The following is an 18,739-nucleotide window of genomic DNA, read 5'->3' as shown; positions in this document are numbered from 1 at the left end:
GAGGCGAATTCATTCGCCAAGCAGGCCGCAGGCCTGCCGCTGGACGTCCGAGGGGGCAGCTGCGCAGCCCTTGGCGAATAAATTCGCCCCTACAAGAGCAGTCGCCCCACGGCGGATGCGGATCCTCAGCCGAACGCCAGGCCCAACCAGCGCCGATAGAAGCCGTCCGCCACCTGGTTAAGCGCCGCCACCCTGGCCGGCAGGTCCTCGAGCATGCGCGCCCTGGCCTGTTGGCTGGGCTGGGTCTCATCCAGCAAGTGGGCCCAGTCCGTCAGCCAGAGGCGCACCAGGTCCTCGGTCATCTCCGGATGGCCTTGCAACGCCAGCACCTGGTCGCCCCAGGAAAAGCCCTGGTTGGGGCACCAGGGGCTGTCCATCAACCATTGCGCGCCTTCCGGCAGGTCGAAGGTATCGCTGTGCCACTGGAAGATGGCGAACTCCGTCGGCAGATGCGCCAGCCAGGGGTTGTCGCTGGCCGGGGCACGCGTCTCCATTGGCTGCCAGCCGATCTCGGTATAAGGCATGCGGTGCACCGATGCGCCAAGGGCGCGAGCCAGCAGTTGGCCGCCCAGGCAGTGGCCGATCATGGGTACGTCGCGGGCGATGAAGTGACGCAACGCATCGATTTCCGCCCCTATCCAGGGCAGCGGGTCATTCACGCTCATGGGCCCGCCCATGATGGCCACGGCCCTGGGTCGGTCCAGGTCGTAGCCCTCCAGTTCGCCCAGGTCCGCGCGCAGCACGGTGAAGTCGCGTTGCTCACGATCCAGGACGGTCGCCAGGTAGCCGGGCGAACAGAAGTCGGCATGGGTAAGAATCAGGATGTCGGTCATGGGGTCCCCTCCGATGGAGGAGTCTGAGGCAAAGGCCATGCCGGGTCGAGTAAAGGAAGTCTCAATTTTGCAGCAGAGCCGCAACGGAAGGGAGCAGATTCAACGCCGGAAGCAGGCTCCGGCATGTCCGGTTCGCGGCGGGCCGGCCGCCACGAACCGGAGTCACTTCAAGGTCGCGTGGCCGGAATTTCCTGGGTCACGCCCCAACCATCGAGCACGCCGCCAAGCGGCACCACCAGGGCTTCCAGGTCGTGCTCGAAATCACCGATTCCCGCATGGGTGGCGTACATCACCTTGCTCACCTGCAGGTGCCAGGCCCCATCGGCGCGGACCGACACCTGTGCATTCAAGGACTCACCACGAAAATTCTTCGCAGCCATTCGCGCCCGGTCCTCGTCGGGAAAGATGGCATAGAACTCGATCGGATGGACACGGGCAAAATCGAAACCGCCCTCTTTCATGCGGCGCAACAGATTGCTGCTGACATCATCGTGGAAGGCTGTGCTCATGAAACGACCTCCTCTTAGCGATGGATGAGAGTTCCGCGTTTTTCCGCTTTTCCGAGAAGCCGGTGGATTCGGCTTCGCGACACCATGCAGTGCCGCCCCCGGGCCGACCCTGCAGACACAGCGCCAGACCCCGGCCAGGCCCCGCGCGGACCCGACCACTGATTCACTCGTCGAGTGAGCTTTTCTGCTTTCATTTTGCAGGGTAGCGCCACCACGGCGGGTCTGCCGGAAAGCTGGACAAATTGTCGCAAAAGTGGCGACAGGCGGCGCTCAGGTCTGATCCGCCAATAAATTGGCCTTGCGCCCGGCCAGACTGGCCAGCGCGGGGGAGAGGGTCAATCCCGGTTCAGGCGCCCCCCTCCACCTGCCTGCAGATGAAATCAGCGGCGCTGGCCAGGGCTTCGTCGGCCGTGCGCAGTACCCCCGTGTGCGTCTGGAACACATGCCAGAGTCCCGGATAACGCTCCAGCCGAACCCAGCCGCCCGCCGCGCGCACCCGTGTAGCCAGGCGCAGGCTGTCGTCACGCAGCACCTCGTCCTCGGCCACCTGCACCAGCATGGGGGCGAGACCGGCAAGGTCGGCGAACAGCGGCGACAACGCCGGATCGCGGCGGTCCAGGCCGGATGGACAATAGAGCGTCATCGCCTGATCCACCCAGGCCGGGTGGATCAGCGGATCGCCCGCCGGGGGACAGTGGTGCGCCGTACCGCTGAGGTCGGTTACCGGCGAGAAGCAGATCAGCCCCGCCGGCCGGGGCAGCTTCTGGCGCTTGATTTCCAATGCCGTGAGCAGCGTCAGATTGCCGCCCGCCGAGTCGCCGCCAATGACGATGCGCGAAGCTGGGAAACCCGCCTCCAGTAGCTCGCGGTAGGCGGTGACGGCATCGTCCCGCGCTGCGGGAAAGGGATGCTCCGGTGCCAGTCGGTAGTCCAGCGCGCACACCGCCACACCGGCACGCTTGGCCAGGCTGGCGGTGATGGCCCGGTGGGTGGCCGGCGAGCCGGTGATGAAGGCGCCGCCATGCAGGTAGAGCAGCACCACATGGCTGCCGCCCTGGGGCCGGTGCCATTCGCAGGGGCGGCCGGCCAGGCATCCCGTATCCCGCAGCAGGCCACGGGGCGCCAGGATGCTGGTGGAGAGCGAGCGCAGCACCAGCCGCTGAAGCATCACGGGCATGGGCGGGCGCATCAGGCCACGGAACAGCACGCGCAGTGCGCCGCGCAGCGTCGCGCGCAGCCATGGCTGGCCAGGCTCGGGCGCAGTGAACTCAAGGGGGGCATTCATGATGATCCAGCTCCGGGCAACGAGTCTGCTGACGGTAGCTGACAGTGAAGCCCGCCCAGTTGCAGGCATGGCGGAAATCGGCACTCTTGTGCCAACTGGTGCAATCCTGTTCCCGGACGGTATCGCCGAGCGCCTGGGTTATCGGGAAGTGTCGAACATCATCCATGCCTCCAAGCGCTGGCAAGGCACGACACCCCACTCCGTAGCGACGGACCACCCCGGGAAGCCTGGCGGCTTCCCGGGCACGACCATCAGCGCCCGGCGCGGGACTCGCGGATATAGAAGCGTGCCTTCGCAGCCTTGTCGGTGCAGCCCTCGAAGGCCTCGAACTGCTGCTGCGTCTTGGCGGCCGTGAGCAGGCTGAGAGCCTTGGAGTAGCTCACGGTACCGGAGAATCCCTCGGCCTTGGCCAGATCCAGTTCCTGCCAGGCGGCATCGATTTCCGTGGCACAGCTGTCGCGATGGACGGTCTTGCCGGCGCAACCAACGAGCAGCAGGGTAATCAGGGGCAGACTGATCCAGGCTTTCATCAATGAAGCTCCTGTGGTGAAGATCGACAAAGTCTAGTGTGTCGACGGACGGTTCGGTACCCGGAAGACTCAACTCCGCAAACGGGTCGACACTGCCGACCGCCGGCCCCGGTGGGGGGCCGCGCGGCTTGGCGACGCCCCCGCCACGGGCGTATCGTCGAAAGATCGTTGGCGGGGGAATTTCGCATGCGCAAACGCGTGGCTTTAGTGCTGGGATCGGGGGGCGCGCGCGGCTACGCGCACATCGGCGTGATCGAGGAAATCGAAGCGCGCGGCTACGACATCGCCTGTATCGCCGGCTGTTCCATGGGCGCCGTGGTGGGCGGCATCTACGCCGCCGGCAGGCTGCGCCACTACCGCGACTGGACCGAAAGCCTCGACTATCTCGATGTGTTGCGGCTGCTGGACGTGAGCTTTCGCCTCGGCGCGATCCGCGGCGAAAAGGTCTTCGGACGCATTCGCGACATCGTCGGCGAGATCAACATCGAGGACTTGCCCATCCCCTACACGGCGGTCGCCACGGACCTCACCAACCAGCAGGAGATCTGGTTCCAGGAGGGCTGCCTGCACCAGGCGATGCGCGCTTCGGCGGCCATTCCCAGCCTCTTCACCCCGGTAGTCCAGGGCAGCCGCATGCTGGTGGACGGCGGCCTGCTCAACCCGCTGCCGATCATTCCGGTGGTGTCCAGCCACTGCGACTTGATCATCGCCGTCAACCTCAACGCCACCACCCAGCGCGAGTACCAGTTGCCGGTGATCGAACGCCCGCCGGCGATCAAGGGCCGCCTCGATCTGCTGATGGCCTCCCTCGGGTCGCGCCTGCCCTTCCTCAAGCGTGGCGGCGACGAGCCCCATGGCCTGCTCGACCCGGAAAGCCTTCCCGGCGGCAATCCCTGGCTGGACGCCGCGGCACCGCAGATGCAGCAACCCGGGGCCGCCCCGGAGACCGCCGGCGCCCCCCGGTCCGCCAGCGGCTCGCAGGTGATCGCCAGCGTCGGTCCCGCGTCCCTGCTGGACCTGGTGAACCAGAGTTTCGAGGTGATGCAGACCTCGCTGGCCCAGTACAAGATCGCCGGCTACCCGCCGGACATCCTGATCAACGTGCCCAAGCGGGTGTGCCGCTTCTTCGAGTTCTACAAGGCCCCGGAGCTGATCCAGCTGGGCCGGCAGATCGCCCGCGAGACCCTGGAACGTTACGAGCAAGGGAAGTGATTCCGAAGCTCGATCTTCTTTTTTGTAGGGGCGAATTCATTCGCCAAGCAGACCGCAGGTCTGCCTGACAGTCCGTGGGGCAGCTTCACCGCCCTTGGCGAATGAATTCGCCCCTACAGATTCGCCCCAACAGGTCAGCGCCCAAGGCTTCAGAAAATCGACCAGCCGATCCGCTCGGAGAGCTTCTCCAGCGCGGCCATGCCGGCCAGGGAGTTGCCGGCCGGATTGAGTTCCGGTGACCACACGCAGACGGTGAAGCGGCCGGGTACCACCGCGACTATTCCGCCCCCTACCCCGCTCTTGCCCGGCAGGCCGACGCGATAGGCGAAGTTGCCAGCCTCGTCGTAGAGGCCGCTGGTGGCCATGATGGCGTTGACCTGCTTGGCCTGGCGCGGGGTGAGCACCTGTTCGCCGCTGTGAGGGCTGACGCCGTTGTTGGCGAGGAAGCTGAAGGCCAGGGCCAGGTCGGCGCAGCTCATGCGAATGGCGCAATGGTGGAAGTAGCTGTGCAGCACGGCCTCCACATCGTTGTGGAAGTTGCCGAAGGATTGCATCAGGTAGGCCATGGCGGCGTTGCGTGCGCGGTGCTGGTACTCGGAACGGGCCACGACCTCGTCCGACACCAGATGGGGGTTGCCCGACAGGCGCCGGACGAAATCGCGCATGGACAGCGGCGGCGCGGCGAAGCGCGATTCGTTGATGTCGCAGATCACCAGCGCGCCGGCGTTGATGAAGGGGTTGCGTGGCACGCCGCGTTCGAACTCCAGCTGCACCAGCGAATTGAACGGCTGCCCCGAGGGCTCGTGCCCCAGGCGCTGCCAGATGTCTTCGCCCGAATGCTGGATAGCCTGCACCAGGCTGAACACCTTGGAGATGCTCTGGATGGAAAACGGCGTCAGGCCATCGCCGGCGTAGGTCAGCTCGCCATCGTTGCTGTAGACGGCGATGCCGAGCTGGTCCGGGCTGATGCAGGAAAGCGCGGGAATATAACTGGCGACCTTGCCCTGGCCGATCAGGGGACGTACTTCGTCGAGGATGTCGTTCAACAACTGCTGCATGCTGGTCCTTCCAGTGAGGAGCGTCTGCGCGCTCATGCAGCACTGGACGCGCGCCGCGAGCATGGCGGCACAGCGAATTCAGGTTTCCCGCAGGCGGTATCCGACACCGGCCTCGGTGACGATGAATCGCGGGTCGGCCGGGTCGTCGCCGAGCTTCTGCCGCAGGTGGCCGACCACCACGCGCAGGTAGTGGCTGTCCTCGACATGGGTAGGGCCCCAGATGTCCTTGAGCAACTGCTGCTGGGTCACCACCCGGCCCAGGTGACGGGCCAGTTGGGCGAGCACCGCGTACTCCTTGCGGGTCAGCGCGACTTCCTCACCGTCCAGGGTCACCCGGCGGTAGGCGAAGTCCAGCCGCAGCGGGCCGCTGGCGATGCTGGCCTCCTGCTGCTCGCCGGGACCGCCCTGGCGCAGCAGCACCCGTACGCGGGCGAGGAACTCCTGGATACCGAAGGGCTTGGTCACGTAATCGTTGGCGCCACCGTCCAGGGCCAGGACCTTCTCGCCTTCGCTGGCGCGTACCGAGAGCACCAGCACCGGCACCTGGGACCACTCACGCAACTCGCGAAGCACGGCCTGGCCATCCATGTCCGGCAGGCCGAGGTCGAGTACCACCAGGTCGGGCTTTGCCAGTGCCGCCTGGGCCAATCCGTCGCGGCCATTGGCGCCCTCCAGTACCCGGTAGCCCTGGGCGGCCAGGCTGATGCGCAGGAACTTGCGGATCTGCGCTTCGTCGTCGATGACCAGGATGGTCGGTTGGTTGGTTGTCATAGGGTCCTTCGTCGAATCCATTTGCTGTCGGGGGCGCTTTTCACTGTAGGGGCGAATTCATTCGCCAAGCAGACCGCAGGTCTGCCCTGGTGGTCCCATTGGGGCAGCTGCGCCGCCCTTGGCGAATGAATTCGCCCCTACAACATCCCGCGCCAACCGACAGTTCTCATTCTTCTTCCACCTGCGGCTGCGGGTGCAGCGGCAGGTGCAGGGTCAGGGTGGCGCCGCGGCCTTCCAGGCCGTCGCCGACGCTCACGCGGCCACCGTGGGCGCCGACCATGCCCTGGCAGATGGCCAGGCCCAAGCCGGTGCCCTGCCCGCCCCGATCGCCCCGGGCAGCGGTATAGAACATGTCGAAGATCCTGTCGCGTTCTTCCGGCGGAATGCCCGGGCCCTGGTCACTGACGGCGAAGCGCAGTTCGGTCTCGTCGGCCCCCACGGCAATGCGCAGGCGACCCTGGCCGGGGGAGAAGCGTGCCGCGTTTTCCAGCACGTTGACCAACGCCTGCTCGATCAGTGCGGCATGCACATAGAGCAGCGGCAACGGTTCCGGCACCAGGGTTTCCACCTGCAACGACGCCAGCACCGGACGCAGGCGCTGCAGGGCACTGGCGACGATGTCCACCGGCGCCACCCAGTCGCGGGCCAGCTTGAGGGTGCCGTGGCCGAGGCGGGTCATGTCCAGCAGATTCTGAATGTAACGGTCCAGTCGCTCGGCTTCGTCGCGGGTGCCTTCCAGCAGCTCGCGCCGATCCTCCAGGGGAATGGTCTCGCCCAGGGCCAGCAGGCTGTCGATGGAGCCGCGCATGGCGGTGAGCGGCGTGCGCAGGTCGTGGGAAACCGACGCCAGCAAGGCACTGCGCAATTGCTCGGTTTCGCCGTGCAGGCGTGCCGCTTCCAGGTCCTCCGCCAGCTGGGCGCGAGCCAGGGCCTGGGCCAGGGGCTGACCGAGGGCGGCGATCAGGCGGCGTCGCCCAATCGGCAGCGGAGCCCCGTCGCGGGGGCTCACTCCCAGCAGCACCAGCGGCCCCTCCTCCCCCGACAGCGGCAGCCACCACCAGCGGCCGCCCGGCAGGGTGTCGGTGCCCAGGCCCGCCGGCTGATCATGCTGCCAGGACCACTCCGCCGCCGCCCGCTCCTGTTCGGCCAGCAACCGCTGGGCGCCGGCCTCCACTTTCCAGACGCCATCACGGCCACGGGACAGCAGGCAGACCTCCACGTCCGTCCAGGAGTCGAACTGCTGCACGGCGACGGTCAGCACCGCCTGGCGGTCGGTGGCGGCGGTGAGCTTGCGCGAGAGATCAAGCAGCGCGGTGGTTTCCGACTGGGTGTCGCGCAGCGCATTGAGCTGGCGGCGCTGGCGGGAGGCCAGGTTGCCGGTGAGCCCGGCCATCAGCAGGAAGAACAGCAGGGTCAGGACGTCTTCCTGGCGGGCGATGGTGAAGGAGAAAATGGGCGGGATGAACAGGAAGTCGTAGGCGAGGAACGACAGCACCGCGCACGCCAGCGCCGGCCCAAGGCTGCTGCGCACCGCCACCAGCAGCACCGCGGCGAGGAAGACCAGGGAAATGTTCGGCAGCTCCAGGGTATGGGCCACCCCCCAGGCCACGGCAGTGGCGGTCATGGCCGCCGCCACGGCCAGTCCGTAGTCCATCAGCCCCGAGGGGTAGTTCGCGCGCGGGCTGGGTGGACGGCTGTCGGCCTCGGTATCCAGCACGCTGACTTCCAGGCCTTCGGCGAGGTACAGCAAGCGTTCCGCCAGGCCACGGCCGAACAGGCGGCGGCGCAGGCGCTGGCGGCTGCGCCCCACCAGCAGCAGGCTGGCACGGCGCTCATCGGCGTGCTGCACCAGCGCCTTGGCGACGGACTCGCCACGCAGGGTCACCACCTCGCCGCCCAGGCGCTCGGCGAGTTGCTGGGCGCCCTGCAGACGGGCACGCACCTCTTCGGAACGGCCGCCGCCGGTGTCCACGTACACCACCGACCAGGGCAGGTGGCGCCGCTCGGCGACCCGACAGGCATGGCGCACCAGGCGTTCGGCCTGATGGTCGCCGTCGATCCCCACCAGCAACCGCCCACGCACGGCGGGCGCCTCCAGGCCACGCTGGCGATAGCGCCGGGTGAGGTCGGCGTCCACCCGCGCGGCGGCGGTCTGCATGGCCAGCTCGCGCAGGGCGGTGAGGTTGGTCTGGGAGAAGAAGGCGTCGATGGCCGCGCGCGCCTGCTCGGGCACATAGACCTTGCCCTCGCGCAGCCGCTCGAGCAGCTCGCGCGGCGGCAGGTCGACCAGCAGGATCTCGTCGGCCTCCTGCAGCACCCAGTCCGGCAGGGTCTCGCGCACCTGCACGCCGGTGATGTCATGCACCTGGTCGTTGAGGGCTTCCAGGTGCTGGACGTTGACCGTGGTGTAGACGTCGATTCCGGCGTCGAGCAGTTCCTGCACATCCTGCCAGCGCTTGGCGTGGCGGCTGCCGGGGGCGTTGGTGTGGGCCAGCTCGTCCACCAGCACCAGACTTGGCGGGTGGGCGAGGATGCCGTCGAGGTCCATCTCGGTGAGGGCCATGCCGCGATACTCGAAACGCCGCAGCGGCTGCTGCGGCAATCCGGCGAGCATGGCTTCGGTTTCCGCACGGCCGTGAGTTTCCACCACGCCGGCGCGCAGGTCCACGCCCTGGCGCAATTGCGCCTGGGCGGCCTGGAGCATGGCGTAGGTCTTGCCCACGCCGGGTGCCGCGCCGAGAAAGACCTTCAGGCGACCACGCCCGCCACGGGGCATATCGGCCAGCAGCGCGTCGGCGCGCAGGGCATCACTCATCGAGTCATCTCGTTCAACGCTGTGTTCAAGGCCAGCACATTGACCACCGCCGGACCGATCAGGGGCCGCTCGGTGTTCTGCTCCACCAGGCGTTCCAGGGTATCGGCCGGCACCCCGCGTTCAGCGGCGATGCGCGGGATCTGGAAGCGCGCGGCCGCCGGCGGCAGATGCGGGTCGAGGCCGCTGCCGGAGGTGGTGACCAGGGCCATGGGCACCTTGCCGTGGCCTTCGGTGGCCAGGCGCTGCGCATCCTTGTTGATGCGCTCGGCCAGGGCCGGGTTGCTCGGCGCCAGGTTGCTGGCGCCGCTGGCCACGGTGGCGAAGCCGGCGGCCGACGGGCGCGGCTGGAACCACTGGGGGCCTTCGAAGTTCTGCACCAGCAGCGAACTGCCGCGCACCTCGCCCTTGGCATCGCGCACCAGGCTGCCATTGGCCTGCTCGGGGAATGCCAGCTGGGCGATGCCGGTAACGGTCAGGGGATAGGCGACGCCGGTAATCAGGGTCATCAGGGCCAGGAGGCTTATGGCTGGACGGAGTTGGCTAAGCATATTCAGTTCCTCGAGGGAAATCTAAGTTCGCGGGGAAAGGTTCCGCCCTTCCCCCGCCCCCTCCCCCTTGCGGGAAAGGGGTAGTCGGTCACGCCAGTCCCACTGCATTGAGCAGGACATCAATCACCTTGATGCCGACGAAGGGGGCGACGATGCCGCCCAGGCCGTAGACCAGCAGATTGCGCCGCAGCAGGTGGGCGGCGTCCGTGGCCTGCACCCGTACCCCGCGCAGGGCCAGCGGAATCAGCGCGATGATGATCAGGGCGTTGAACACGATGGCCGAGAGGATGGCGCTCTGCGGGCTGGCCAGCTGCATGACGTTGAGCACGCCGAGCTGCGGGTAGATGCCGGCGAACAGCGCGGGGAGTATTGCGAAGTACTTGGCCACGTCGTTGGCCACCGAGAAGGTGGTCAGCGCGCCACGGGTCACCAGCAGCTCCTTGCCCACCTGCACCACGTCCAGCAGCTTGGTGGGGTCGGAATCCAGGTCCACCAGGTTGGCGGCCTCGCGGGCGGCCTGGGTACCGTCGTTCATCGCCAGGCCGACGTCGGCCTGGGCCAGCGCCGGGGCGTCGTTGGCGCCGTCGCCGCACATGGCGACCATCTTGCCCTCGCCTTGCTCCTGGCGGATGCGGCTCAGCTTCTTCTCCGGCGTGGCTTCGGCGATCACGTCATCCACCCCGGCCTCGGCGGCGATGGCGGCGGCGGTCAGCGGGTTGTCGCCGGTCACCATCACGGTGCGAATGCCCATTCGGCGCAATTCGGCGAAGCGCTCGCGGATACCGGGCTTGACCACATCCTTGAGGTGGATGGCGCCCAGCAGCTTGCCGTCGGCCGCCACCAGCAGCGGTGTGCCACCGCTCTGGGCGATCTTCTCGATCTCTCGGGCCAGCGGCGCCGGCACCTCGTCCCGGGTCATCCCAACCCAGGCCAGCACAGCGTCCACGGCGCCCTTGCGGTAACTGCGGCCGGCCCAGTCGGCGCCGGACAGTCGAGTCTCGGCGGTGAAGGGAATCACCTGGATTTCCTCGCGGGCCGGTTCCTGCATCGACTGCAGCCCGCGCAGGTATTCGACGATGGACTTGCCTTCCGGCGTCTCGTCGGCCAGGGAGGCCAGCAGCGCGGCATCGGAAAGCTCCATGCCGGCCACGCCGGGGGCCTTGATCATCGCGCTGCAGCGGCGGTTGCCGAAGGTGATGGTGCCGGTCTTGTCCAGCAGCAGCACATGCACGTCACCGGCGGCTTCCACCGCCCTGCCCGATTTGGCGATGACGTTCAGGCGCACCAGGCGGTCCATGCCGGCGATGCCGATGGCCGACAGCAGGCCCCCGATGGTGGTGGGGATCAGGGTCACCAGCAGCGCCACCAGGTAGACCAGCGGCAGGTCGCCACCGGCGAAGCGGGCGAAGGGCTGCAGGGTGGCCACCACCAGCAGGAAGATCAGCGTCAGGCCGATCAGCAGGATGTCCAGCGCCACTTCGTTGGGGGTCTTCTGGCGCTTGGCGCCTTCCACCAGGGCGATCATCCGGTCCAGGGTGGATTCGCCGGGGTTGGCGGTGATTCTGACCAGCAGCCAGTCGGAGACGATGCGGGTGTTGCCGGTGACGGCGGAACGGTCGCCGCCGGACTCACGGATCACCGGCGCCGATTCGCCGGTGATGGCCGCTTCGTTGACCGCGGCAATGCCTTCGATCACCTCGCCGTCGCCGGGAATCAGCTCACCGGCTTCGACACGCACCACGTCGCCACGACGCAGGCTGGCGGCGGCGATGGTCTCGAACTGGCCGCTGCCCTTGCGACGGCGCGCGGTCAGGCCCTGGCTGCCGGCCCGCAGGCTGTCGGCACGGGCCTTGCCACGGCCTTCAGCGAGCGCTTCGGCGAAGTTGGCGAAGAGCACGGTGAACCACAGCCACAGGGCGATCTGCACGGCGAGGCCGGTGCTCACCGCCGGGTTGGGGATGAAGCAGAGGACGGTGGTCAGCAGCGCGGTCAGCTCGACCACCAACATGACGGGCGAGCGAACCAGCTGGCGTGGATCGAGCTTGACGAAGGCCTGGCGCAGCGCCGGTTTCCACAGCGCGGCGAAGGAGGTCCTGGGTTGCTGCTTGACGCCCTTGGGCGCCTTTATCGGGGCATTCATGTTGGTTCTCCGTCAGAAGCCCTGGATCAGTGCGAGATGTTCGGCAATGGGCCCGAGGGCCAGCGCCGGCAGGAAGGTCAGGCCGCCCACCAGCAGGATGGTGAGGGTCAGCAGGGTGACGAACAGCGGACCGTGGGTGGGGAAGCTGTTGGCGCCCAGCGGCGCGCGCTTCTTCATCGCCAGGCTGCCGGCGATGGCCAGTACCGGGAGGATGTAGCCGAAGCGGCCGAGGAGCATGGCCAGGCCGATCAGCACGTTGTGGAACGGCGTGTTGGCTTGGAGGCCGGCAAAGGCCGAGCCGTTGTTGGCGCTGCCCGAGGTGTAGGCGTAGAGCGCCTGGCTGAAACCGTGGGCGCCCGGATTGGTGATGGACGCAGCCGGGCCGTCGAGGCTGATGGCCAGGCCGCAGAACACCAGCACGCCCACCGGCATCACCAGCAATGTGGCCACCAGCAGGCGCACTTCGCGGGCTTCCAGCTTCTTGCCGAGGTATTCCGGGGTGCGACCGATCATCAGTCCGGCGAGGAACACGGCGATCAGCACGAACAGCAGCATGCCGTAGAGACCGGCGCCAACGCCGCCGAAGATGATCTCGCCGAGCATCATGTTGAACATCGGGATCATCCCGCCGATGGCGCTGAAGCTGTCGTGCATGGCGTTCACCGAGCCGTTGGACGCGGCCGTGGTGGTCGCCGCCCAGAGTGCCGAGGCGGCGATGCCGAAGCGGCTTTCCTTGCCTTCCAGGGAGCCGGCCTGCTCGATGGGCAGCGCGGCCAGGGCCGGGTTCGGCTGGTATTCGGCGTAGAGCGTCACGCCCAGGCCGATCACGAACAGCACCAGCATGCAGGCCAGCAGCGCGCGGCTCTGGCGCAGGTCCTTGACGTAGTGGCCGAAGGTGAACACCAGGGCCGCCGGGATCAGGATGATGGAGGCCACCTCCAGCAGGTTGCTCCAGGCCGTGGGGTTCTCGAACGGGTGCGCCGAGTTGACACCGAAGAAGCCGCCGCCGTTGGTACCCAGCTGCTTGATGGCGATCTGGCTGGCTGCCGGGCCCAGCGGAATGCTCTGGTCGGCGCCCTGCAGGGTCACGGCGTGGGCGTAGTCGGTCAATGTCTGCGGCACGCCCTGCCAGACCAGGAACAGCGCCAGCAGCAGGCACAGCGGCAGCAGGCCGTAGAGGGTGCCGCGGGTCAGGTCGACCCAGAAGTTGCCCAGGCGATCGGTGCTGCGGCGGCTTATGCCGCGGGCGAAGGCCACCAGCACGCAGAGGCCGACGGCGGCGCTGACGAAGTTCTGCACGCCGAGGCCGACCATCTGACTGAAGTAGCTCAGCGTGGCCTCGCCGCTATAGGCCTGCCAGTTGGTGTTGGTGACGAAGCTGACCGCGGTGTTGAACGCCAGGCTCCACTCCAGCCCCGGCAGCTTCTGCGGATTCAGCGGCAGCACACCCTGCAGCATGAGGATGGCGAACAGCAGCATCAGCCCCGCCAGGTTGAAGGCCAGCAGGGCGGCGCAGTAGGACTTCCAGTCCTGCTCGCGCTCGGCGTCGACGCCGGAGAGGCGGTAGCAGAAGCGCTCCACGGGCGCGAAAACCGGAGTCAGGAAGGTGCGTTGCCCCTCCATCACCCGGTAGTAGAAGCGCCCGAGGAAGGGTGCCGGCGCCAGCACCAGCACGAAAAAGGCCAGGATGAGGCCGATGTCCTGAAGTTGCATGGGGCCTCCTAGCCGCGCTCGGCGCGCAGCAGCTCCACCAGCAGATAGATGAACAGCCCCATGGCCAGGACCAGGGACACCCCGTCGAGAATGCTCATTGCGTTTGCTCCTTGATGCGGTCTGTGCCGCCGTGGAGCCATTGTCGGAACGAGGGGCGTAAAGGAACGAGTCCCGGGGACGTGGCGGGGCATCAAGAATGCGTAAAGAGTGATGGGGAATGCCGCGCCCGATTCAGGATGAATTCACCGCATCAGGCGCGAGTCCCCGAGCTAACGGACGGACCAGCAGCCAGCTGTCCGCCCGCCAACAGCGCTTTCACAAATTGCTGCTGCCTCAGCAGCGCAACCTTCACTCGATCTGCTCTGAAGCCCGAAGCGGCGGCGCACGTGCCGCTCGGGCATGTCTCCTGCAAAGCCTCGCAGCACGAGCGATATAGCCGAGCGCATGCTTAATATTCCATTAAATTCTTATTAATACTTTTTTAATTTCCTTTTTAATGATCCAAGCGTTCAATAAAATCATTCGACCCTAGGAGTTCCCTTGAAGATTCGTACCTTGCTGCCACTGGGACTGGCCCTTGCCACTGCCTGCACTTCAGCCTTCGCCGGACAGACCCTCGACCGCGTCCAGGGCAAGGGCGAACTGGTCGGGGTCCTGATGGAGAACTACCCGCCCTTCTCCTTCCTCAACGAGCAGAACCAGCTGGACGGCTTCGATGTGGACGTCGCCCGGGCCGTAGCCGATCGCCTGGGTGTGCAGCTCAAGCTGGAAACCCCCTCCTGGGATGTAATCGCCGCCGGCCACTGGAACGGCCGTTACGACATCTGCATCTGCTCCATGACGCCGAGCCAGGCGCGCGCCCAGGTGTTCAACTTCCCGGTGAAGTACTACGAGTCGCCTGCCGTGGTCGTGGTCAACGCCAAGGACAGCCGTATCGGCTCCGGCAAGGACCTGTCCAACCGGAAGGTCGGCGTTATCAGTGCCTCCACCTACGAAAGCTACCTGCGCAAGGACCTGGTGATCGAGGGCGCCGAGGACAAGCCGCTGGACTACCCCTTCGACCAGGTGGAGATCGCCCCCTACGACAACGAAACCGTGGCCTTCCAGGACCTGGCCCTGGGCGCCGGCGTGCGCCTGGACGCCATGGTCACCAACCTGGTGACCGCCCGCGAGCGCATCGCCCAGGACCCGCGCTTCAAGATCGCTGGCGACACCCTCTACGGCGAACCCAATGTGGTCGCCACCGAGAAGGGTGACCCCGAGTGGGACGCCAAGGTCACCGAGGTGATCGGCCAGCTCAGGCAGGACGGCACCCTGGCGCGCATCTCCAACAAATGGATCGGCGCCGACATCACCCAATGACAGCCTTCCCGCAACCCCCACGCCCGCAGCGCATTGCGGGCCCCGCCCTCGTCGAGCGGATGTTCGGCTTCCGTACCCGGCTGTACCTGACCTGGGCGGTGATGCTCGCGCTGTGCGTGACCTTCTTCCTCGGCTTCGACCTGAAGTTCTCGATCATCCTCGACAAGTGGCGCCACCTCACCGGGCTCAGCCTGGCGCCCAACGGCTTCCTCCAGGGCGCGGCGCTGACGCTGTTCTTGAGCGTCTCGTCCATCGCCTGCTCACTGGTGCTGGGCTTCCTCGCCGCCCTGGCGCGGTTGTCCAGCAGTGCCGTGGCCTTCGGTGTCTCGACCTTCTATGCCTCGTTCTTCCGCGGTACGCCGCTGCTGATCCAGATCCTGCTGATCTACCTCGGCCTGCCCCAACTGGGCGTGGTGCCCGGCGCCATCACCGCCGGCATCCTCGCCCTTTCGCTGAACTACGGCGCCTACCTCAGCGAGATCTTCCGCGCCGGCATCATCGGCGTGGCGCCGGGCCAGCGCGAGGCCGCCGCCGCCCTGGGCATGGGGCCGACCCTGACCTTCTGGCGCATCGTCCTGCCACAGGCCATGCGGACCATCATCCCGCCCACCACCAACCAGTTCATTTCCATGCTCAAGGACTCGTCCCTGGTCTCGGTGATGGGCGTGTGGGAGGTGATGTTCCTCGCCCAGTCCTACGGTCGCTCGTCGTACCGCTACATCGAGATGCTCACCGCCGCCGCGGTCATCTACTGGCTGCTGTCCATCGGCCTGGAACTGATCCAGGCGCGCCTGGAGCGCCATTACGGCAAGGCCTACGCCGGCCGCCGCTGATCTGTTGCCACGGGCCCGCCCTCGAGCGGGCCTGACCTGAAATGCCTCAAGGAATGACCATGTCCGATCCCAAGCCCCTCCTCTTCTCCCTCTACGAGCAGGCCAGCGTCGGCTGCGGCGGCGCCCCCAGCCTCTGGACCCACCCCGCCGACGAGCGCGTGCGCATCAACACCCTGGACTTCTGGTCGAACCAGGCGCGCATCGCCGAACAGGCCAACCTCGACCTGTTCTTCTTTGCCGACGTGCTGGGCCTCTACGATGTCTACGGCGGCTCGGCCGACGCCGCCCTGAAGTGGGCCGTGGAAGCCCCGGCCAACGACCCGCTGCTGCACATCCCGGCGCTGGCCGCGCAGACCCGCAACCTCGCCTTCGGCGTCACCGTCAGCACCACCTACGAGCACCCCTTCAGCCATGCCCGGCGCTTCAGCACCCTGGACCACCTGACCGGAGGGCGCATCGGCTGGAACATCGTCACCTCCTACCTGTCCAGCGCCGCGCACAACTTCGGCCTCGACCAGATGCTCCGCCACGGCGACCGCTACGAGCGCGCCGAGGAATTCCTCGACGTGGTCTACAAGCTCTGGGAGGGCAGTTGGGCGGACGATGCAGTGGTTGCCGACAAGGCAGGCCGGCAATACGCCCGTGGTGACCGGGTACGCCGTATCGACCACGAGGGAGCTCACTATCGCGTGGCCGGCCCCCATGTCTGCGCGCCCTCGCCGCAGCGCTCGCCGGTGCTGATCCAGGCCGGCTGGTCCGAGCGCGGGCGGCAGTTCGCCGCCAAGCACGCCGAACTGGTGTTCGTCGCCAAATCGAACCCCGAGGAAATCCGCGCGGGCCTGACCGATATCCGCAACCTGGCCGAAGCCCGTGGCCGCGCCCGCAACGACGTGAAGTCCCTGACCGTGCTGCGCATCGTCACCGCGCCCACCGCCATCGAGGCCCAACGCAAATACGACGAACTGCAGAGCAACTACCACCTCAACGCCCAATTGGTGAGCTATGCCGGCGACACCGGCATCGACATCGACCGCTATGCCGACAATGAACCGCTGACCACCCAGACCGAGGGCCTGACCTCCTATGTAATGCGCGCAGACGGCAGCGGCAAACCGCTGACCGCCGGCGAGGTGCGCCAGCGCTTCGCCCGGGTGACCCGAGGCAGCGACCTGATCCTGGTAGGCACGCCGAAACAGGTCGCCGACCGCATCGAGGAACACGCGCGGATTTCCGGTACCGACGGCTACATGCTCAATCCGCTGGTGAGTCCCGGCACCCTGGAGGATTTTGCCGAACTGGTGGCCCCCGAGCTGATCAAGCGCGGCTTGTACCGCACCGACGCACCGCGTGGCACCTTCCGCTCGCGCCTGCGCGCCGACGGTGCCGACCGACTGCCCGGCAACGCCTACGGGGCATCCTTCCGCTTCGATCGCTGAGATGGTTTGCCGGGACGGCCAGGCGGCGCAAGCCCTGAAAGTGAGCGCAAAGGGTGGAGGGCCAGCTGCGTTTTACCGTACCTGGCCGCTCCGGTAGCCAATAGCGCCTTGATCGCGGAGCAACTCCTGCTGCTGGGCGGGGTGTTGACGTTTGTGGCTTTCATCTTCCACGCGGTCCTGGGCCTGCGGCCAGAATTGCGACTGGCTCAGCCTCTGGTGGAGGCGCGGGGGCGCAAGATGAACAGCAGCATGGCCAATGCCGGCGGCAACGCCGACAGCCAAGCGAAAGACGCCCAGCCAAGGTGCTCGAAGAGCGGACTGGCAATCAGCGAGCCCAGGGCTCCGCCCACGAAGATGCTGGTCATGTACACCGCGTTCAGGCGTGCCCGGCTGTGCGGGTCGAGGGCGTAGACCTCACGTTGGCCGAGCACCATGTTCAATTGCACTGCGAAATCCAGCAGCACGGCAGTGACAACCATCCATGACCAGCCGGCGCCCGGCAGCGAACCAGCGAGCAATGCCAGGGGAGCCAGCAACAGGGCGACGGCGGTGCTGCGGGTACCGTGTCCGGCATCGGCCAGACGTCCTGCGATGGGCGCGGCGATGGCGCCTACCGCGCCGACCAGGGCGAAGATCGCGACCTCGGCCTGGTTGAAACCGTACTGGCGGACGAGCTCGATGGGGGCGATGGTCCAGAAGCTGCTGAAACTGGCGAACAGCAGGCCCTGGTAGAGGGAGCGTTCGCGCAGTACCGCGTAGCGCCGGGCCAGGGCGAATACCGAGGCGATCAGCGCGCCATAGCTGGCCCGATGCAGGGGCACCCGGTGTGGCAACAGCAGCCCCATCACCAGCGCCATCAGCGCCATCAAGACCGCCGCGCTGTAGAACACGCCACGCCAGCCGAAGGCTTCGGCCAGGGTGCTGGCCAGCGGACGCGACAGCAGGATACCCAGCAACAAGCCACTCATGATGTTACCCACCACGCGACCGCGGGACTCTTCCGGAGCCATGTGCGCGGCCAGTGGCACGAGTATCTGCACCGCTACCGAAGTCAGGCCGATCAGCAGCGAGCAGACGAGGAACACCGAGGGCGTGCGGCTCAGCGCTGCCGCGGCGAGGCACAGAGCCGCGGCAAGCGTGAAGCCCACCAGCAGCCGCCGGTTCTCCAGCAGGTCCGCCAGGGGCACCAGGAACAGCAGGCCCAGGGCATAGCCGAACTGGGTCAGGGAGACGATCAGGCTGGCGTGAGCGGTGGAAAGACCGATGGAAGGGGCGATCAGCTCCACGATCGGCTGCGCGTAATAGAGGTTGGCGACTACTGCACCGCAGCAGAACGCGAGAAACAGCACCAGGGAGTTGGACAAAGCCGGTGGTGCAATGGCCAACGCCGTCCGGGAGTCGGCGGTTGCGGAGTTACCAAGGGACATGGCGGTACCTCGTCGGGTGGTTTGAGAATTGACGGCGCCAGACTAGGGCGCACCCCGGCGAGAGAGAATCCAGCCGTCGCACAACACACCAATGCGATTTGCGCAACGCCGGTAGGAGCTCGGGGGATTGGTGCGGGGCTTGGGGCGCTTTTCTGTAGGGGCGAATTCATTCGCCAAGCAGGCCGCAGGGCTGCCCTTCGAACCCGCAGGGGGCAACCGCGTTGCCCTTGGCGAATGAATTCGCCCCCACAAGGTAAGGGGGCTGCC

The 18,739-nt window shown here is 67.0% G+C and carries 16 protein-coding genes; 4 read left to right on the top strand and 12 right to left on the bottom strand.

Annotated elements, in window-relative coordinates; translation table 11 throughout:
* Positions 1-125 precede the first annotated feature (125 nt).
* The 4 genes from ACFW0H_RS26225 to ACFW0H_RS26210 all read right to left on the bottom strand — a co-directional run bounded on the left by ACFW0H_RS26225 (position 126) and on the right by ACFW0H_RS26210 (position 3,157).
* Positions 126-833, bottom strand: coding sequence for a type 1 glutamine amidotransferase (locus ACFW0H_RS26225; protein ID WP_422916774.1), 708 nt, complete (start codon positions 831-833; stop codon positions 126-128).
* Between the two features lie 167 nt (positions 834-1,000).
* A complete protein-coding gene (locus ACFW0H_RS26220; protein ID WP_422916773.1) occupies positions 1,001-1,342 on the bottom strand; it encodes a ribonuclease E inhibitor RraB in 342 nt (113 codons plus the stop codon).
* A 346-nt stretch (positions 1,343-1,688) separates the two neighbouring features.
* A complete protein-coding gene (locus ACFW0H_RS26215; protein ID WP_422916772.1) occupies positions 1,689-2,627 on the bottom strand; it encodes an alpha/beta hydrolase in 939 nt (312 codons plus the stop codon).
* Between the two features lie 251 nt (positions 2,628-2,878).
* Positions 2,879-3,157, bottom strand: a complete 279-nt coding sequence (locus tag ACFW0H_RS26210) for a hypothetical protein (protein ID WP_422916771.1) — start codon at positions 3,155-3,157, stop codon at positions 2,879-2,881.
* A gap of 186 nt (positions 3,158-3,343) precedes the next feature.
* Between ACFW0H_RS26210 and ACFW0H_RS26205 the strand changes: the two genes are divergently transcribed.
* Positions 3,344-4,369 (top strand): patatin-like phospholipase family protein, encoded by a 1,026-nt coding sequence (locus ACFW0H_RS26205; protein WP_422916770.1) that lies wholly within the window; start codon positions 3,344-3,346, stop codon positions 4,367-4,369.
* 149 nt (positions 4,370-4,518) lie between these two features.
* Here the strand turns inward: ACFW0H_RS26205 and glsB are convergent, their stop codons facing one another.
* The 7 genes from glsB to kdpF all read right to left on the bottom strand — a co-directional run bounded on the left by glsB (position 4,519) and on the right by kdpF (position 13,512).
* A complete protein-coding gene (glsB, locus tag ACFW0H_RS26200) occupies positions 4,519-5,427 on the bottom strand; it encodes a glutaminase B (RefSeq protein ID WP_422916769.1) in 909 nt (302 codons plus the stop codon).
* 78 nt (positions 5,428-5,505) lie between these two features.
* Positions 5,506-6,198, bottom strand: coding sequence for a response regulator (locus ACFW0H_RS26195; protein WP_422916768.1), 693 nt, complete (start codon positions 6,196-6,198; stop codon positions 5,506-5,508).
* Positions 6,199-6,364: 166 nt separating this feature from the next.
* The gene (locus ACFW0H_RS26190) at positions 6,365-9,013 is read right to left on the bottom strand and encodes a DUF4118 domain-containing protein (RefSeq protein WP_422916767.1); all 2,649 of its coding nucleotides are present in this window, start codon (positions 9,011-9,013) and stop codon (positions 6,365-6,367) included.
* Positions 9,010-9,561, bottom strand: a complete 552-nt coding sequence (kdpC, locus tag ACFW0H_RS26185; RefSeq protein WP_422916766.1) for a potassium-transporting ATPase subunit KdpC — start codon at positions 9,559-9,561, stop codon at positions 9,010-9,012. Before kdpC ends, ACFW0H_RS26190 begins: the two co-directional genes overlap by 4 nt.
* A gap of 88 nt (positions 9,562-9,649) precedes the next feature.
* Positions 9,650-11,701, bottom strand: coding sequence for a potassium-transporting ATPase subunit KdpB (gene kdpB / locus ACFW0H_RS26180; protein WP_422916765.1), 2,052 nt, complete (start codon positions 11,699-11,701; stop codon positions 9,650-9,652).
* A 12-nt stretch (positions 11,702-11,713) separates the two neighbouring features.
* Positions 11,714-13,414, bottom strand: a complete 1,701-nt coding sequence (kdpA, locus tag ACFW0H_RS26175; RefSeq protein WP_422916764.1) for a potassium-transporting ATPase subunit KdpA — start codon at positions 13,412-13,414, stop codon at positions 11,714-11,716.
* A gap of 8 nt (positions 13,415-13,422) precedes the next feature.
* Positions 13,423-13,512 (bottom strand): K(+)-transporting ATPase subunit F, encoded by a 90-nt coding sequence (kdpF, locus tag ACFW0H_RS26170; protein WP_422916763.1) that lies wholly within the window; start codon positions 13,510-13,512, stop codon positions 13,423-13,425.
* 442 nt (positions 13,513-13,954) lie between these two features.
* Here kdpF and ACFW0H_RS26165 point away from each other — a divergent pair, with 442 nt between their 5' ends.
* Genes ACFW0H_RS26165 through ACFW0H_RS26155 form a run of 3 tightly spaced genes read left to right on the top strand, consistent with a single transcriptional unit; the run spans position 13,955 to position 17,045 of the window.
* Complete coding sequence (locus tag ACFW0H_RS26165; protein ID WP_422916762.1) at positions 13,955-14,776, top strand: transporter substrate-binding domain-containing protein; 822 nt, start codon at positions 13,955-13,957, stop codon at positions 14,774-14,776.
* A complete protein-coding gene (locus ACFW0H_RS26160; RefSeq protein ID WP_422916761.1) occupies positions 14,773-15,609 on the top strand; it encodes an amino acid ABC transporter permease in 837 nt (278 codons plus the stop codon). The genes ACFW0H_RS26165 and ACFW0H_RS26160 overlap by 4 nt, the downstream gene beginning before the upstream one ends.
* Positions 15,610-15,668: 59 nt before the next feature.
* Positions 15,669-17,045, top strand: coding sequence for an LLM class flavin-dependent oxidoreductase (locus ACFW0H_RS26155; protein WP_422916760.1), 1,377 nt, complete (start codon positions 15,669-15,671; stop codon positions 17,043-17,045).
* A gap of 206 nt (positions 17,046-17,251) precedes the next feature.
* On the opposite strand, the gene ACFW0H_RS26150 is transcribed toward ACFW0H_RS26155, so the two are convergent.
* The gene (locus ACFW0H_RS26150) at positions 17,252-18,472 is read right to left on the bottom strand and encodes an MFS transporter (RefSeq protein WP_422916759.1); all 1,221 of its coding nucleotides are present in this window, start codon (positions 18,470-18,472) and stop codon (positions 17,252-17,254) included.
* Between the last annotated feature and the right edge of the window lie 267 nt (positions 18,473-18,739).

It is taken from the genome of Metapseudomonas cellulosilytica (assembly GCF_049334135.1).
Lineage (GTDB): Bacteria > Pseudomonadota > Gammaproteobacteria > Pseudomonadales > Pseudomonadaceae > Metapseudomonas.
Note: the sequence above shows the minus strand (reverse complement) of the source record. Positions and strands in the feature narration are given on the sequence as shown.

Bases quoted from the DNA above. Each gene is read 5' to 3' on its own strand.
- ACFW0H_RS26225 (WP_422916774.1), bottom strand. From the start codon at position 833: ATGACCGACATCCTGATTCTTACCCATGCCGACTTCTGTTCGCCCGGC.
- ACFW0H_RS26220 (WP_422916773.1), bottom strand. From the start codon at position 1,342: ATGAGCACAGCCTTCCACGATGATGTCAGCAGCAATCTGTTGCGCCGC.
- ACFW0H_RS26215 (WP_422916772.1), bottom strand. From the start codon at position 2,627: ATGAATGCCCCCCTTGAGTTCACTGCGCCCGAGCCTGGCCAGCCATGG.
- ACFW0H_RS26210 (WP_422916771.1), bottom strand. From the start codon at position 3,157: ATGAAAGCCTGGATCAGTCTGCCCCTGATTACCCTGCTGCTCGTTGGT.
- ACFW0H_RS26205 (WP_422916770.1), top strand. From the start codon at position 3,344: ATGCGCAAACGCGTGGCTTTAGTGCTGGGATCGGGGGGCGCGCGCGGC.
- glsB (WP_422916769.1), bottom strand. From the start codon at position 5,427: ATGCAGCAGTTGTTGAACGACATCCTCGACGAAGTACGTCCCCTGATC.
- ACFW0H_RS26195 (WP_422916768.1), bottom strand. From the start codon at position 6,198: ATGACAACCAACCAACCGACCATCCTGGTCATCGACGACGAAGCGCAG.
- ACFW0H_RS26190 (WP_422916767.1), bottom strand. From the start codon at position 9,013: ATGAGTGATGCCCTGCGCGCCGACGCGCTGCTGGCCGATATGCCCCGT.
- kdpC (WP_422916766.1), bottom strand. From the start codon at position 9,561: ATGCTTAGCCAACTCCGTCCAGCCATAAGCCTCCTGGCCCTGATGACC.
- kdpB (WP_422916765.1), bottom strand. From the start codon at position 11,701: ATGAATGCCCCGATAAAGGCGCCCAAGGGCGTCAAGCAGCAACCCAGG.
- kdpA (WP_422916764.1), bottom strand. From the start codon at position 13,414: ATGCAACTTCAGGACATCGGCCTCATCCTGGCCTTTTTCGTGCTGGTG.
- kdpF (WP_422916763.1), bottom strand. From the start codon at position 13,512: ATGAGCATTCTCGACGGGGTGTCCCTGGTCCTGGCCATGGGGCTGTTC.
- ACFW0H_RS26160 (WP_422916761.1), top strand. From the start codon at position 14,773: ATGACAGCCTTCCCGCAACCCCCACGCCCGCAGCGCATTGCGGGCCCC.
- ACFW0H_RS26155 (WP_422916760.1), top strand. From the start codon at position 15,669: ATGTCCGATCCCAAGCCCCTCCTCTTCTCCCTCTACGAGCAGGCCAGC.
- ACFW0H_RS26150 (WP_422916759.1), bottom strand. From the start codon at position 18,472: ATGTCCCTTGGTAACTCCGCAACCGCCGACTCCCGGACGGCGTTGGCC.